General features: G+C 38.3%; 16 protein-coding genes. 12 read left to right on the top strand and 4 right to left on the bottom strand.

What is annotated here, in order from left to right; all coding sequences use genetic code 11:
- Nucleotides 1–471: 471 nt before the first annotated feature.
- From Q0A08_RS07555 to Q0A08_RS07545, 3 genes are all read left to right on the top strand, one after another.
- Nucleotides 472–1,467 carry an AraC family transcriptional regulator gene (locus tag Q0A08_RS07555; protein WP_438465938.1) on the top strand — a complete coding sequence of 332 codons (996 nt, stop codon included), beginning with the start codon at nt 472–474 and terminating at the stop codon, nt 1,465–1,467.
- A gap of 139 nt (nt 1,468–1,606) precedes the next feature.
- Nucleotides 1,607–1,891 carry a MazG nucleotide pyrophosphohydrolase domain-containing protein gene (locus Q0A08_RS07550; protein WP_438465936.1) on the top strand — a complete coding sequence of 95 codons (285 nt, stop codon included), beginning with the start codon at nt 1,607–1,609 and terminating at the stop codon, nt 1,889–1,891.
- A 603-nt stretch (nt 1,892–2,494) separates the two neighbouring features.
- On the top strand, nt 2,495–3,844 hold the full coding sequence (locus Q0A08_RS07545) for a sphingomyelin phosphodiesterase (protein WP_438465934.1): 1,350 nt from the start codon (nt 2,495–2,497) through the stop codon (nt 3,842–3,844).
- A gap of 195 nt (nt 3,845–4,039) precedes the next feature.
- Here the strand turns inward: Q0A08_RS07545 and Q0A08_RS07540 are convergent, their stop codons facing one another.
- Together Q0A08_RS07540 and Q0A08_RS07535 are read right to left on the bottom strand one after the other, a co-directional pair.
- Nucleotides 4,040–4,969, bottom strand: a complete 930-nt coding sequence (locus Q0A08_RS07540) for a spermidine synthase (protein ID WP_438465932.1) — start codon at nt 4,967–4,969, stop codon at nt 4,040–4,042.
- A complete protein-coding gene (locus tag Q0A08_RS07535; RefSeq protein ID WP_438465930.1) occupies nt 4,953–5,597 on the bottom strand; it encodes a fused MFS/spermidine synthase in 645 nt (214 codons plus the stop codon). Before Q0A08_RS07535 ends, Q0A08_RS07540 begins: the two co-directional genes overlap by 17 nt.
- 253 nt (nt 5,598–5,850) lie before the next feature.
- Here Q0A08_RS07535 and Q0A08_RS07530 point away from each other — a divergent pair, with 253 nt between their 5' ends.
- Together Q0A08_RS07530 and Q0A08_RS07525 are read left to right on the top strand one after the other, a co-directional pair.
- Entirely contained in the window at nt 5,851–6,198 is a 348-nt protein-coding gene (locus Q0A08_RS07530; RefSeq protein ID WP_438465928.1) for a cupin domain-containing protein, read from the top strand.
- A gap of 453 nt (nt 6,199–6,651) precedes the next feature.
- Nucleotides 6,652–7,323, top strand: coding sequence for an HAD family hydrolase (locus tag Q0A08_RS07525; protein WP_438465927.1), 672 nt, complete (start codon nt 6,652–6,654; stop codon nt 7,321–7,323).
- Between the two features lie 88 nt (nt 7,324–7,411).
- Here the strand turns inward: Q0A08_RS07525 and Q0A08_RS07520 are convergent, their stop codons facing one another.
- Nucleotides 7,412–7,978, bottom strand: a complete 567-nt coding sequence (locus Q0A08_RS07520) for a type II secretion system protein (RefSeq protein WP_438465925.1) — start codon at nt 7,976–7,978, stop codon at nt 7,412–7,414.
- Nucleotides 7,979–8,050: 72 nt separating this feature from the next.
- Entirely contained in the window at nt 8,051–8,632 is a 582-nt protein-coding gene (locus Q0A08_RS07515; protein WP_438465923.1) for a TetR/AcrR family transcriptional regulator, read from the bottom strand.
- A gap of 692 nt (nt 8,633–9,324) precedes the next feature.
- Here Q0A08_RS07515 and Q0A08_RS07510 point away from each other — a divergent pair.
- From Q0A08_RS07510 to Q0A08_RS07480, 7 genes are all read left to right on the top strand, one after another.
- Entirely contained in the window at nt 9,325–9,975 is a 651-nt protein-coding gene (locus Q0A08_RS07510; protein WP_438465921.1) for a hypothetical protein, read from the top strand.
- A 270-nt stretch (nt 9,976–10,245) separates the two neighbouring features.
- Complete coding sequence (locus tag Q0A08_RS07505) at nt 10,246–10,575, top strand: hypothetical protein (RefSeq protein ID WP_438465919.1); 330 nt, start codon at nt 10,246–10,248, stop codon at nt 10,573–10,575.
- Between the two features lie 244 nt (nt 10,576–10,819).
- Nucleotides 10,820–11,299, top strand: coding sequence for a GtrA family protein (locus Q0A08_RS07500; protein ID WP_438465917.1), 480 nt, complete (start codon nt 10,820–10,822; stop codon nt 11,297–11,299).
- A gap of 192 nt (nt 11,300–11,491) precedes the next feature.
- Nucleotides 11,492–11,797 carry a hypothetical protein gene (locus Q0A08_RS07495; RefSeq protein WP_438465915.1) on the top strand — a complete coding sequence of 102 codons (306 nt, stop codon included), beginning with the start codon at nt 11,492–11,494 and terminating at the stop codon, nt 11,795–11,797.
- A 73-nt stretch (nt 11,798–11,870) separates the two neighbouring features.
- On the top strand, nt 11,871–12,452 hold the full coding sequence (locus tag Q0A08_RS07490) for a superoxide dismutase (RefSeq protein ID WP_438465914.1): 582 nt from the start codon (nt 11,871–11,873) through the stop codon (nt 12,450–12,452).
- Between the two features lie 511 nt (nt 12,453–12,963).
- Nucleotides 12,964–13,365 (top strand): VOC family protein, encoded by a 402-nt coding sequence (locus Q0A08_RS07485; protein WP_438465912.1) that lies wholly within the window; start codon nt 12,964–12,966, stop codon nt 13,363–13,365.
- A 29-nt stretch (nt 13,366–13,394) separates the two neighbouring features.
- The gene (locus tag Q0A08_RS07480) at nt 13,395–13,946 is read left to right on the top strand and encodes a YdeI/OmpD-associated family protein (protein WP_438465910.1); all 552 of its coding nucleotides are present in this window, start codon (nt 13,395–13,397) and stop codon (nt 13,944–13,946) included.
- The last annotated feature ends 35 nt before the right edge of the window (nt 13,947–13,981 follow it).

Genomic DNA, 13,981 nt, shown 5'->3' with positions numbered 1-13,981 from the left:
TGAAACTCATTGCTAATTCTTTGTAATTGAGCTTCGATTTACAGGTTTTTCTTCCTTCTGATAAGTAAAATATAAAAAATGGCAAAGTGAGTCTCATTCAGCTGAAGTTGTTTCTGATCTCTTTTAAAATGGATGTCTTATTAAAACATTATTATTAAAACAGCTTTAAAACAGGCAGATAGCGCTGAAAGATAAGGCTGACTAGAAGCTAGAAAAGCGATGAAAAACTAAAAAGAGAGAAGAAAAAGTGTTTACGAAGGAGTATTATTAGTCTTTTGTAAACTGAAAAGAAGCTCAAGAAGGGCTTAATATACACCGCATACAACAGGGAAGTCACATCATGAAAAAAGCAAATTCCCTATATAAATAAGCGGCCGCTCAACAGATGGTTATAATCGTGGTTTCGCCACGCAATAGCCCTTAATTGTTATGTTTTTAATTGCTCAAGGTTGCCTAGTAGAATTCTGAATAATGAAATATAGTCAAAAAGAAGGCTCAAAGAAAGAATATGTATCTCGCATTAATCGAGTAATTGATTATGTGAAAAATAATCTTGACGAGGACTTGTCACTTGAACGTCTTGCTAATGTAGGCTTATTTTCAAAATTCTATTTTCATCGGATCTTCAAATCAATTTCTGGAGAAAGCCTCAATAGTTATGTAAATCGGACTCGTATTGAAAGTTCAGCTTTTTTTCTTATCCACCACCCTAAAGCATCTATCACTTCAATTGCTTACGATTCTGGATTTTCCAGTCCAGCAGTCTACTCCAGAGCATTTAAAGCACGTTATGACATGAGCCCAAGTCAATGGCGAAAGCTCAAGTGTATTGAAAAAAGCAAGATTTGCAAAGTGAGCAGCAATATTGGTCAATTGCATAGCAAAAATTGCAAAGGAACGGATAAGGTTACACTGTACATTGATTCTCGAACTCAAAAGCCAATATGGAGAATCAAAATGAATAACGATAAATCACTAGACGTAACAGTTCAAACTATGTCGGATATACATGTTGCGTATATTAGACACCATGGCCAATATGACCCTCACGATAAACAATTATTTGAGGGCCTTTTTTCACGACTTATGGGATGGGCAATTCCCAGAAAGCTGTTCAATCCGCCAGCGACAAAGGCTATGACGGTTTATAGTAGCGGGCATCCAGATACGACTGCGGCTGAGAACTTAAACGTTGATGTATGTATCAGTATTGACAAAGATACTGTTGTTGAGGGTGAAATCGGGAAACGTGTCATCTCTGGTGGGTCATATGCTGTGGTTAGCTTGACCGGTGCAACAATGGAAGAGTGTGGTAAAGCTTGGGATGAAGTTTTCAATCATTGGTTGCCCGAAAGTGGATATCAACCGGGAGAAGGAGGGTACTACTGTAATCACCTAAATGATCCTGAACAACACCCTCAGAAATTGCACAATGTAGAAATGTATTTACCAGTTAAGCCTTTATAAACTAAACATAACAAAGCATTGTTCCAGATTCCGCTTACTGACGCGGTTTTTGTAAAAAACGCAAAAACACGCGACAGTGGACTCCACGGTTGAATGCGGCGCTACTCACCAGTGAAAAAGTCTAATTAATAGGGATTTTATGAAGTTATCAGAGTTACAACGCTATATTAAAACGGTTGATCACAATCCAGAGTTAGCCCAAAAGTATTTTCTCAAATTGATCGAGGAAGTCGGTGAGCTTTCTGAATCAATCAATAAAGATAAAACAGGACAACCGGAAATTTCAGAGCTTAAGGGAAGCATTGCAGAAGAGCTGTATGATGTTCTCTATTATGTATGTGCTTTAGCAAACATTCATGGCGTTGACCTAGAGAAAACTCACTTTCTTAAAGACGAATTAAACAAGATTAAGTTCGGTCGATAGTTCAGAAGCTAGGTAGCTAAGTCTAGTTCATTTGCTCGCGTCAGAATACTAATAGCATACCCACTCCAATTTGATCTAATTCCATTCACTATCTAGCTTTATTTGATTCACTCAAGGGTGAGGAGTCCAAAATGCTCTCTTTGAGTTAACTGTAAACTCCTAATAATTCTTATTCTCATTTTTTAGAAAAGCACCTATTACCACTGCGTTTCTCGCTTTGCTTTTTATTAAAAGGCGCGTGCTTTTTTAGGGGGGCACACTCCCTTAGTGCTGCAAGTTGGCACTGAAGAAGCGAATAATTGATCCTACCTAAATAAAAGCATCACCTGTGCCCTAAATAGAAGTTCACCACCTATAATTTTTTATTCGCACTTTCTAGGTTAACACGATCTTATTTTTCTGATTACGTCTACATTGATGATGGTATAAATTATACAAAGTGTCATGCCCACGTAATGCACATGATTTAGTTTTAATGGTGTGACTCTGTAATCACATGCTGAGCCTTATCATGGCTTCACGGTTTATAAAATACATGTCTATGGCATGAGTGAGGTACAGCAGAACATTTAAATCAAACAATTAAAAGAAAGGAATCTGTGTATGATCATATTGAAGCAATGCCGAGCGATCGGTTTAGTAATTGTCTGTGTTTTATCAAGCTTACTATCGGGCCAAGCGTTGGCAGAAAGCTACGTGTATTTAACCAACAATACCATGGAAACCTTGACCCTTAGTACGCTGCAAACTGGGCATGACAATATTCGTCATGGAGATCAATGGCAGCAATTGGCTGCTGAAGTGCCACCATTAGGCACGGTTAAGTTTCTGCGTTTTAACCGTGACCAAGGCATTAAATGGGGAAAAGAATATTTTTTTACAACTGAAGTTAATGGTGCGTCGCAGCCGGTTTATTTAAAGCAGAAATTACTCGGCACCAGCACATTTAGCAAAATGTGGCTGAGTGGTCAGGATGATCCTTGGCACTATGATCGCGACATCCATCGCGTGCCTTTAATTGATCAGCAACAAGTTTTGGCATTTAAATCTTCTTCAGCCAGAGCATCAGGTGATGATATCCACTACGTGATCCACGAAAAGTTTAATCAATCAGAAAAGTCTCAATACGCTAATGAGCTAAATGTACTGACTTACAATACCTGGGCATTACTGCCACCGCTTGCCTCAAAAAATACGGGTGATAGGTTAGAGACTATCGCTGAGTATATGACCTCTTACGATGTACTGGTCTTTCAAGAAGTGTTCGACCCCATTTTAACCGCGAAATTTAGAGAAAAAGTTGCTAAGACTTACCCCTATATGACGGAGATCCCATGGCAAGTGGGTAAAATTTTGACTGGAGGTTCATTTATTGCGAGCCGCTGGCCTATCGAAGCCCAAGACGCGGCAGTCTATGACGCGTGTCGAGGAGACGGATGTTTCGCTAGTAAAGGGATGAATTATGCGAAAATAAGAAAAGGCAGTAATGCGTTTCATATTTTTGGAACCCACACACATGCGTATACCAGTGAGCAAGATGTCACGGTGCGCTTTGAACAATTGGCGCAGTTGAAACGCTTTATTGAAAGTAAGCAGATTCCATATGAAGAGCCTGTGATTATGGCGGGTGATTTTAATGTGGATAAAATTAACTATCCGCAAGAGCACTTAGACTTTTTAGCCTTGTTAAATGCCACAGAGCCTGAAGCCACTGGCGCTTACCCATACTCATACGCTGGCCCAGTTAACATTTATGCTGATGAAGCCTTTAATGAATACCTAGATTATGTTTTATACAGTAATGATCATATTGCGCCTTACGCTTCAGAAAATAAAATGCTGACACCACGTAGTATCGACAGCCAGCATTGGCAAAGCTGGGATTTGTCTGACCACTATCCCGTAGAAGGGCGTTTTGCATTTCCATTGGCACCTGAATACATGCTTTTCTAAAAAGCTACACAGCACACAGTGGGCTAACTGTTGGGCGAAAATTTTGGGACAAAGTGCGTCAATTTTGAATGGGTGTTATTAAGCGATTAGGCTGAATACTTGAAAGTATTCAGGAATCAAGCAGCCCGCTATGCTTCTTAAAGAGCTATAGCGGGTTGTTTAAAAATGTGTCGCACTTAGAGCTTGGAACCGAGATTATTTAAGCAGTAAATTAGCGGGTGAATATTGGTCTGTAAGAATACGAGTGTCTGCAGGCCAATGTGAGTTTAGTGTGGCGAGTTCCATTGCTTTCACTAAGTCTGATACATCGATGCCAAAGGGGCTTAAAGCTTTTATTAATTGGTTAATACGTTGCTCAGAAACATTGAGCTTGGTTAAAGGTTCTTTGCCCGCCAAAATCACTCGATTTTGCTTAAGGTCATTTTTAATACTAAAGAAGTCACCAAATACCGAATGGTAGGTAGCAGATTCATGTAAGAAGAGTTGGCTGCCTATAAAGGTGTTAGAGGACAGGAGGCCGTTAGGTTTTAGTATGTCCTTCGCTTCTGATAAAAACTCTTTCGTCAAAAGGTGTTCCGGAATATATTCGCCATTAAAGGCATCTAGAATGATCCAATCAAAGTACTGGTTTTTTAAGCGTGCCCGTTTAATAAAGAGGCGTCCATCTTGGCTGATTGTTTTAACTTTCTCGTTTTCAACTAAATTAAAATGATCTCTTGCCACTTTAATCATGGCTGGATCAATTTCAATATTGGTGATGTTAGTTTCGGGTAATAATTGATGTAATGCGTTTGAAAGAGAGCCTCCACCAAGGCCAATAATGAGTATATCTTTTGGTTGATCGTTAAGTAGCAAAGCACTGAAAAGTAACTTGGTATAGTTAAAAACAAACTTATTGGGCTGGTCCTTAAACATGCAAGATTGGTTGATATTAATGGCCTTAACATTGAACTTTATGCAGCGAATATCATTTTCATCCTCTACTAGAATTGTGTGATATAAGGAAGGCTCTTGATGAATGACTTCTGCACTAAGAGAGGGTGTTGAGGCTGCAAGGCAATAGATTAAGAGGTATCGAGTTAAAGTCATTATATGACTTTTTGCTTTTTTATTTTTTATAAACATGGGATACCTTATTTTCAACTCTAGTTCCTTTGCTGACTGCGATATTCATAGTAATGAGGCCAAGGCTTATAAGTACTAAGCTAAAACCTAAAACAATTTGGTTAATATCAAAGAGTAATACGAGATAGAAAGAAGTAATGATGGTTCCTAAAGCACTGCCTAAGGTTGAGACGAAATAGAGTTTGCCTGCTATTTTTCCACTTTCATTGTGGTTATCAACTAATAAGCGAACACTATAGGGCGATATCATACCTAGAATGATGGTTGGGATTAGAAATAGGCAGGATGAAGCGAGGAGTGAACCATAACGTGTATCTTCAATATTGATGAAAATGAATTCCATTATATTGTTTGAGTAGAAAACAATAGGCAGCACCCAAAGGCCTGCAAAGATATAAATAAAAGCAAACATTTTGAGGGATCTGGTAGAGACCGAGAGCTTTCCACCTAATAAATACCCTATGGATAGACTCACCATAAAGACAGTAATAATGCTGCCCCAAATATGAATACTGGAACCAAAAAAAGGCGCTAGAATTCGTCCACCTAACAGCTCAATCCCCATGATGCTAAAGCCACTACAAAAACAGAGTGTGTAGATGAGGGCGCGCCTACGTAAATCATTCATATGAAAACCTGATTGAATTAGGGTTAATAAGCTAGATGCTTAACGAATAAGCCCTTTTAAAAGTTAGCCTAAAAATAAGTGATTGCTTTATATGATAAAATCAAAAATTGAATTCCAATATTACGCTGCTTAATTTATTTTTAAAAGTGACATGAATACGAAGTTATTAGAACAGCCACTCCAAAATTAAATGCTTTATCAAGGTTGTCTATTTAAATTAGCTAAAATGTTATATGCACAGGGAAACTTATAGATGATTCGCAACTTTCTTGAAACAGAAAAACAAATTCGATCAGCTCACGATGGAGAGGGGGTTACAGAATTATATGAAATCTGGAGTAAATCAGATTTCATAAGTCGCTGCGATTTTATTGATAGACAGGTGATACCCCCTAATTCTACCGTTGGTTATCATAAACACGGTAATAACGAAGAAATGTATATTATCCTTGAAGGCACAGGAACAATGACTATTGCTGGCCAACAAGTGAAAGTGAAAAAGGGGGATATGATAAAAAATCCACCTTATGGAGAGCATGGTTTAATTAATGATTCAGACGCTAATATAGATATTTTAATCATTCAAATGGGCCTTGAGTAACGGGTTTTATTTAGGGAACCTGCGATTAAGTCACCTCTTCTCAGTCTTTTCAGAAAAAAGCATCAAGCAAGGCGTCACTTTGACGTAATGTAGGCACCTTTCGAAAAGGGACAACACAGGGTGACGCTTTTTCTGAAATGCCGTTTAGGTATTCTTCAAAGACCCGAAGGGCGTGGTCTAAAAGCTTTATCTTTAAGTTGAGGGCCTTATCAATAGAATAACTATTAAGTTACGTCCCTCGCCATAAATCTAGGCGCTTTTATCCACACGCTGAGGCGGGAGGACTTATTCGCAGGTTCCCTAGTTTCTATCCAGACACTACTTCAATTTTTAATCCTAAAGTGAAACGCTTTATCATGATTGCCCTTTTAATAACTTATATCTTAACAAGATGTTTTACGGTTTCTATGCGAAAATAGCGCCTTTAATTTTTGATGATAGACCTAAAAAGTAATGAATTTTGACGCTGCTATTTTTGATATGGATGGTTTGCTACTCGATACCGAGCGAGTATGTATGAGGGTGTTTAAACAGGCATGTGTGGCACAAAATGTTCCTTTTCTGGAAGATGTCTATTTATCAATTATTGGCTGTAATTCAGCAGGTATTGAGAAAATACTACGTGATGGTTACGGGGCAGGGCTTGATTATCCTGCGTTACATAATGAGTGGAAAGAGCGCTATAAAGCGATAGTGATGCATCAAGCTATCCCTGTTAAAAAGGGCGTTGTTGAGCTTCTTGAATGGTTTAAGTATCACAAAATTGCTTTAGCCGTGGCGACTTCCTCCAATCAAGAAGTTGCCTTGACTAAGCTTCGCTTAGCGAAACTTGATCACTACTTTTCAACGATCACAACCGGTTGCGAAGTTAAACATGGCAAGCCTGATCCTGAAATCTACCTATTAGCTGCAGAGCGGTTAGCGATTGAACCTTCTCGTTGTCTTGCATTTGAAGATTCAAATAATGGAACCAAGGCAGCGATCGCAGCAAACATGGAAACTTACCAAGTGCCTGATCTTGTTAAGCCTTCAGACGAGATTATCGCCCTTGGACATGAAGTTTATCCTTCGTTGTCCCATGTGCTGCAAAAATTAAAAGGAGTTTTATCCCTCGACCTTGCTTAGAAACCTATTCTTATTTATTACGCACTGCTCAGCTGAAAAGGAGCGATATTTCTTAGAATAGCTGTTTTAGTTAAATGAATGCACGTTATTATGGCAACCTGTATTCATTCCCTGTCATGCAAACTATCCATACAAAGCGTCCGCCGTTGTATCTCACAATACCCTTTGAATCGATATTTTCTTCGTTATAAATACCATCAATTTTTTCATTAATGCCCTTGGCCACTTTTTCAGGCACTCTCCAGATACAGGCAGCGATTTTGCATGAAATTGAGTTTGCATTGCAGCCTTCTGGTGTACTGCCTTTGCTCCATTCACTGTCTTCTTTTACAAGTAATTGAGCGGCAGTGTAATCTGGGTGGCTTACATACTGTTCAAACCCAAACCAATCGTTATTGTATGGTAGGTATGGGCCATTCCAACCTTTTGTTCCTGGGTCTTCAATTAGATAGTCGATTGCAAGATAACCATACTCGACATTCGTATCTGACGTAATGGGAAGCACACGGCCTGTATCTTGCTCGTATTTATCCGCCGCCTCAAGCATTGCTCGCAATTCATTAATAACCTTGTCTTGCTCAGTATTAACATTTTCGTTGGCTGTTACTGAAAGCGATAATAAAGCAATCAGAATTGCGGAAAGCGTTTTCGTCATTCTTATTCTCAGAGTTCTCATTAGGATGTTTGGTATGTTCCTAAGTTGTCTTGTTAGCTACTTAATTGGGGGTTATATGCCACCTAATTTTTCACCTGCTTCTCGTCTACAAGCTGAGAGTAAATTCACAATCGAATTTTGATCCTGAAGTGTTCTGGCTATAGCAACGGAGCCAACCATCATTGCTGTTACTGATAAAATATCTTTTTCGTCACAGTCTGTATAGCTGCTGGCATGCTCCATAATGGCTGTATTCATACCATTGTAAACATCGGCATAGGCTGTTTTGATTGTCTTATCTTGCATATTGATATCTGTGGCCAAGAAGGCCAAGGGACAAGATAAAGTCTGCTCTCCTTTAACATGCTCCAAACTAAGGTATTTATCTAGTAGTAATGACAACCACTGTTTATTTGAAATACCTTCTGGCTTGGGGTTGGCAATTTCAGTCTTGCTTGCTCTAAATTTTAATGCCTCACGGTAAAGTTCTGCTTTACTGGTAAAGTGGGCATAAAAAGCGCCTCGGGTAAGCCCGCAGTTGCTCATAAGGTCATCGATTGTTACACCTTCAAAGCCTTTTATTGCAAATAGGCTGTATGAGCTATTTAGAATGTTTTCGCGAGTTTTATTTTTGTGTATTTTTGTATAGGGCATAAAAATAAGCCCTCCTTTTCTTATTTATGTTTTTAATCATATATAAGGTTTATTCTAAGGTGAAGTGTCATTTTTAGAAAGGTAATAAACCTAAACAAGGTAGGTTGGTTAATTTAAATACATAAAAACTTTAAGATGCTTATCTATTTATTCTTATTTAGTCACTGTAAATCCTCCATTGGTCCTAAACTTATTTCTCAAGAAAAATGCACTTTAGTTCATAAAACATTCTTATTTTAAAAAATCCGTCAAAAACTAAGGAAGTAGCTTTTACCTAGGTGAAACTTTAAATCCTTTCTCATAGAATGGCGGCCTTTAATGATTCCTTAATAATTTGTTAAGAAAACTGTGTTAGGGGCTGCGTTAGATACGGATATCAATGCTGGGCAATGAGTACTTGCTAAAGTCATTTGGCAAGGGCGTTTTGAAATTCGTTATTTGAGATTACTAAGAGAAAGAACCTTGTTGTGGAGCAAGGACGACGAACTGACTGAGGTAACGATACCTAGTTTTTCACTTCTATCTTTTTGATTTTCTGACATTAGACACTTTATGAATCTAATCTCAAGGGACATTTTCTCTAGGGCAATAATGTCTGTCTTAAATATCGCGTTTTATATAGAACGAGCTCATAAACTCATGGGGAGTGTTGGCATTGAAAAATGGACTTTTAGAATTTTTGAGGAATAAATATGTTCTTGCTTCGTGGATTAATTTATCTTTTTTTTATTGCAGGGGTTGCTCACGTCATTTCCCTTGAAGGGTTTGAGTTAGGGCCAAACGCACAGTATTCGGAAGATTCACTGACGGAAACGCTTCAAGATGCGTTGGCAGGATTCAGTGCTATCTTGTTCTTCATCAGTGCTTACTTGAGTGTTAAGTTCCGCTATGCGGGCATCTTACTTGGTGCTTTGATGTCTATGATGTTTGTACGAGAGGCGGATGCATTTCTGGATGAATATGCATTTGATGGTGCTTGGCAAATCATTGTAACGGCTATTATCTTAACGGTTTTATTATCAATAAAAGGTAAATTTGGCCAAGCGTATACTTCTCTAAAAGAATACTCTACGACAGCAAGCTTTGGTTTTATGTCCGCTGGCATTGTGATTATTATTGCTTTCTCTCGCCTTATGGGGAGAGGCTCTCTGTGGCAAACTGTGATGGATGATGCCTATATGCGTGTAGTCAAAAACATGGTGGAAGAGGGAACCGAACTACTAGGTTATACCATTGTTGTTCTCGCTGCGGTTGAACTCTTAGTTTACGTTTATCGGCGTCGTGACCAAAGCATTAGATCGATTATAAAATCGAATTTAGTTAGGCTTCCTAAACTAACTTAATTTATTATCTAGTAAAAGGCACAGCTGAATAAGGTGTGCTTCTATATTATTATTTAGATAGGGTATTTAGTACCCTATCTAAATAACTATCTCAATACCTATCAATAAAACGTTTGCCCTCTTATTTAATTTTATCTGTAACTTGCTAACAATTAAATATTGTTAGCCTTCTTGTTAAATTGCTTATCCAAATGATAGTTTAAATAGAGTGTTCACTTTAGTTTGTTATTATGCGCTGCAGTTTTAACTGTTATGTTTTTGGAGGTATATGTGAGTAGAAAAATATCTGATCTTCTATTTCGCTCTTTGGGGACTCATGCTCTCAAGGCGCTATCTGTTTCAGAAAGTGAGCTTAAATTAATAGTGGCACCTTGGGATAACCTTGAGAATGAAGCAGTCGCAATTTTTGAAAACGTGGACATCATTTATATCGAAGGAGACAGTGGTAAAATCGGCATGACTTCGTACCTCAATCTTCCTTGGGATATTATAAGGTTTGATTCAACTGAGAAAGCTGAGTCAATCTGGGAGTTTGGTTTGTGCTGTGATGAAGTTAAGCTCGGCTTCAGAGCGCCAATGCCTAAAATATCCTTTGGATAATGTTGAAACATTAAAAAGCCACTTAAGCGCTCTTTAAAATGGTCCTTTTAGCTATGGGTGGAAGGAGTAACAAGGTATTTAATAGGTGGACAGTGTGTACTCATGGATGAAGAGAGAAAACATATTGTCTGAAGGCTCAGGTGCTTAATCTTAATAAATGGTTTAGTCACAGGCGCTTACTTCACGCTTTTTTGACAGCACGTCATTTAGGATTCGGCTTTTCAGGCTGCCTAGGTGTTATCACATGTCTTCCTTTTATCGGTTTGCCCTTGTTGGCGGTTTAGGCTTTATTGTCGACCTAAGTATCTATGCTTTGCTTTCGCTTATTATGCCGCCACTTTATGCTAGAGCCTTTGCTTTTTGGTGTGCTGTGACATCAAACTGGTATCTGAATCGATACTTCACCTTTGCTACAAATATAACAGATGAAAGTAACGAGGCTGATAAGCTTAAGCAATGGTCTTTATTTGCTATTTCATCCTTAATAGCCTTTGTCCCTAATATGGGAATCTACTACCTAATGATGCAATTGGGGCAAGAAGATAATTTACAGGCACTCTTGCCAATTTATCTCTTACCTGCATTTGTTGAAGCCTCCTTGCTTATTACTTTATGGCCTTATTTTGCGCTTGTTCCTGGAATAATTGTAGGCATGCTAGTTAATTTTATTGCGGCTAAGTATTGGGTTTTTAAACCAAAAGCGATTTGTGAAAGAGCTATATAGAGACCTTAATGCAATCTCTGATACCGGTGCTTTCTAAGTTGTAACGATGAGTGTTCCAATTTGTTTCATGTAAGTTTTTACCTGATTAAAAATTATTTTAAATCCTTCATTATAAAATGCTTGACCTCAAGTTAACTTGAGATATTAAGCTGCTTTCCATTCAATAATTACACGTTTGGATTAGGAGGCATTATGCATTATCAAGTAACTGCAAGATTAAAGCCCACACTAGCATCAGAGCTTCTTAGTAAGCTACAAGATGGCACCATTGAAACTCAAAAGCCTGATGGTAAGGCCATTTTTATTGCGCTGCAGCAGGCAGTGATTTACGACAAGACCATTACTTGGTGTAGTCAATGCTATTGCTCAGAGCCTTTGGGGCATGAAAGAGAAACTGTGTTTGATGTGTATTTCAATGATATTGAAATCACTCTAATTAACCAGGAAAAAATCTATCAAGGTGATTCGTTTATGGCGTATTTACAAGGCCACGCTTAACCCTTGGCGTTTTTTAGCTAATTTACTTTTTTACATTTAGTAATTAATAAAATATTTTAATAGGAAACTTAAAATGAAATTTACTCTACCTACTTTGCCATATGATTATTCTGCTTTAGAGCCGACAATTTCAGCGGAAACTTTGGAGTTTCACCATGGCAAACATCATAACGCTTATATCACTAAATTAAATGAGTTAGTGGAAGGTACTGCATTACAAGGCAAAAGCTTAGAAGAGCTAATTGTCTCGGCTTCTGGTGGTGTATTTAATCAAGCTGCACAAATCTGGAATCATTCGTTTTATTTCACTGGTCTAACGCCTAATAGTGAAGGTGAGGCTACAGGTTCTTTAGCTCAGGCCATCAACGAAACGTTTGGGTCTTTTGCAGAGTTTAAAAACCAATTTAATGCGAGTGCTATAGCTAACTTTGGCGCAGGCTGGACTTGGTTAGTTAAAAATATTGATGGAAGCTTAGAGCTTGTTAATACCAGCAATGCTGATAACCCATTAACTAACAAGCAAACACCAGTAATAACTGTAGATGTTTGGGAACATGCTTATTACATTGACTACCGTAATGCTCGCCCAAAATATTTGGATGAAATATGGAAAATTATGAATTGGAATGTTGCACAACAACGCTTCGATCAATAAACCATATTATTAAAACTTAAAAAGATAAAGAGGCTTGGCACTTAATTTGATTCTCTCAGGGACGAGATATCTAACTTGCTTAAAGTACATTTAATTGGAGGATAATTTTAATATTTACTTAGGAATCCTGTGATTAAGTCACCTATTCTCAGTCTGTTCTTTTAAGGTGAAAGTATCACACAAAGCGTTACTTTGACGTAATGTAGGCACCTAAGTTGCTCCCTTGCCATAAATCTAGGGGCTTTATGCAGTCGCTGAGGCGGGAGGACTTATTCGCAGCTTCCCTAGAATATCTGACGTCAATTTTATTCACTTCGCTATTGCTTTAACTTCTTCAAGCACGTAAAAACTTTATTAAGACACTTTAAGTTTAAGCTTTAACTATTCAAAAACTAATGCTCAAGAATATGCAAATATGGCCAGCTCCTTGAAGGACTATCACCTTAATGAAGACTCTTTTGCTAAGAGTGTAATATTTATACTTTAATTGAAATTTCAAAGGGAAAGTAATATGTCAGAAACTTCTGGTTTGAATCATTTAGGTTTATCCGTTAGCAATTTAAACGCGAGCAAAGCATTTTTTGTGGAAGTCCTTGGATGGGAAGAGTCTGGCTATGATGCAAGTTACCCTCGCACTGCCGTGTCAGATGACAGGCTGCGTTTAACCTTGTGGCAAGTGGATAAAAGCCTTAATGGCGAACCTTTTAATCGAAAGAAAAATGTTGGTTTGCATCATTTAGCCATTCAAGTAGAAAGCGAAGAGAAGCTTAATCACTTATATTCAAAAATCTCTGATCGAGTTGATTGTAATGTTGAGTTTGCCCCAGAGCTGCTTTCTGGTGGCCCTCGAAAGCATATGATGTTAGCTGAACCTTCAGGCTTACGCATTGAACTAATCTGGCCTGGTAACTAAATAATGCCCTTTAATATGGCGTATCGAATATGGAGAGCTTTGACACACCAAAAGCACTAAATTTGTGGCTTGAAGCCAACCATGCTACTGAAAGTGAATTATTAGTTAAATTGTATAAAAAGGGCTCAGGTATACCGAGTATAAGTTGGAACGAGCTGGTGGTTGAATGCTTGTGTTGGGGCTGGATTGATGGGGTTAAAAAGTCCCTAGATGCACAAAGTTATGTGCAACGTATTACCCCCAGAAAAGCACGTAGTAATTGGTCCAAACGTAATACCGAACATGTTGAGCGTTTGATAACAGCAGGGCGAATGCAAGAGTCTGGCATGGTGCATGTTAGAGCCGCAAGATCTGATGGGCGCTGGGGTGCTGCATATACCGTGAGTGAAATAACCGTGCCAGAGGATTTTATCGTCGCATTAAAGGATAAACCTGATGCAAACGCTTTTTATGGGACTTTAACCAAATCCAGTCGTTATGTGATTGCCCTTGGGCTGACGTCGGCGAAGAAGCCTGAAACAAGACTAAAGCGATTTTCGAAATATTTAGATATGCTCGCGAATAAAGTAAAGCCTGTATAGGGTAACGAACTTGGACGTTGATTATTTTTTGCTAA

Origin of the sequence: Marinomonas sp. PE14-40 (assembly GCF_051623805.1) — a bacterium.
Classification (GTDB): domain Bacteria; phylum Pseudomonadota; class Gammaproteobacteria; order Pseudomonadales; family Marinomonadaceae; genus Marinomonas.
This window is presented reverse-complemented; position numbering and strand designations above follow the sequence as displayed.

Coding starts and splice junctions, on each gene's coding strand:
- Q0A08_RS07555 (WP_438465938.1), top strand. CDS start 472: ATGAAATATAGTCAAAAAGAAGGCTCAAAGAAAGAATATGTATCTCGC.
- Q0A08_RS07550 (WP_438465936.1), top strand. CDS start 1,607: ATGAAGTTATCAGAGTTACAACGCTATATTAAAACGGTTGATCACAAT.
- Q0A08_RS07545 (WP_438465934.1), top strand. CDS start 2,495: ATGATCATATTGAAGCAATGCCGAGCGATCGGTTTAGTAATTGTCTGT.
- Q0A08_RS07540 (WP_438465932.1), bottom strand. CDS start 4,969: ATGTTTATAAAAAATAAAAAAGCAAAAAGTCATATAATGACTTTAACT.
- Q0A08_RS07535 (WP_438465930.1), bottom strand. CDS start 5,597: ATGAATGATTTACGTAGGCGCGCCCTCATCTACACACTCTGTTTTTGT.
- Q0A08_RS07530 (WP_438465928.1), top strand. CDS start 5,851: ATGATTCGCAACTTTCTTGAAACAGAAAAACAAATTCGATCAGCTCAC.
- Q0A08_RS07525 (WP_438465927.1), top strand. CDS start 6,652: ATGAATTTTGACGCTGCTATTTTTGATATGGATGGTTTGCTACTCGAT.
- Q0A08_RS07520 (WP_438465925.1), bottom strand. CDS start 7,978: ATGACGAAAACGCTTTCCGCAATTCTGATTGCTTTATTATCGCTTTCA.
- Q0A08_RS07515 (WP_438465923.1), bottom strand. CDS start 8,632: ATGCCCTATACAAAAATACACAAAAATAAAACTCGCGAAAACATTCTA.
- Q0A08_RS07510 (WP_438465921.1), top strand. CDS start 9,325: ATGTTCTTGCTTCGTGGATTAATTTATCTTTTTTTTATTGCAGGGGTT.
- Q0A08_RS07500 (WP_438465917.1), top strand. CDS start 10,820: ATGTCTTCCTTTTATCGGTTTGCCCTTGTTGGCGGTTTAGGCTTTATT.
- Q0A08_RS07495 (WP_438465915.1), top strand. CDS start 11,492: ATGCATTATCAAGTAACTGCAAGATTAAAGCCCACACTAGCATCAGAG.
- Q0A08_RS07490 (WP_438465914.1), top strand. CDS start 11,871: ATGAAATTTACTCTACCTACTTTGCCATATGATTATTCTGCTTTAGAG.
- Q0A08_RS07485 (WP_438465912.1), top strand. CDS start 12,964: ATGTCAGAAACTTCTGGTTTGAATCATTTAGGTTTATCCGTTAGCAAT.
- Q0A08_RS07480 (WP_438465910.1), top strand. CDS start 13,395: ATGGAGAGCTTTGACACACCAAAAGCACTAAATTTGTGGCTTGAAGCC.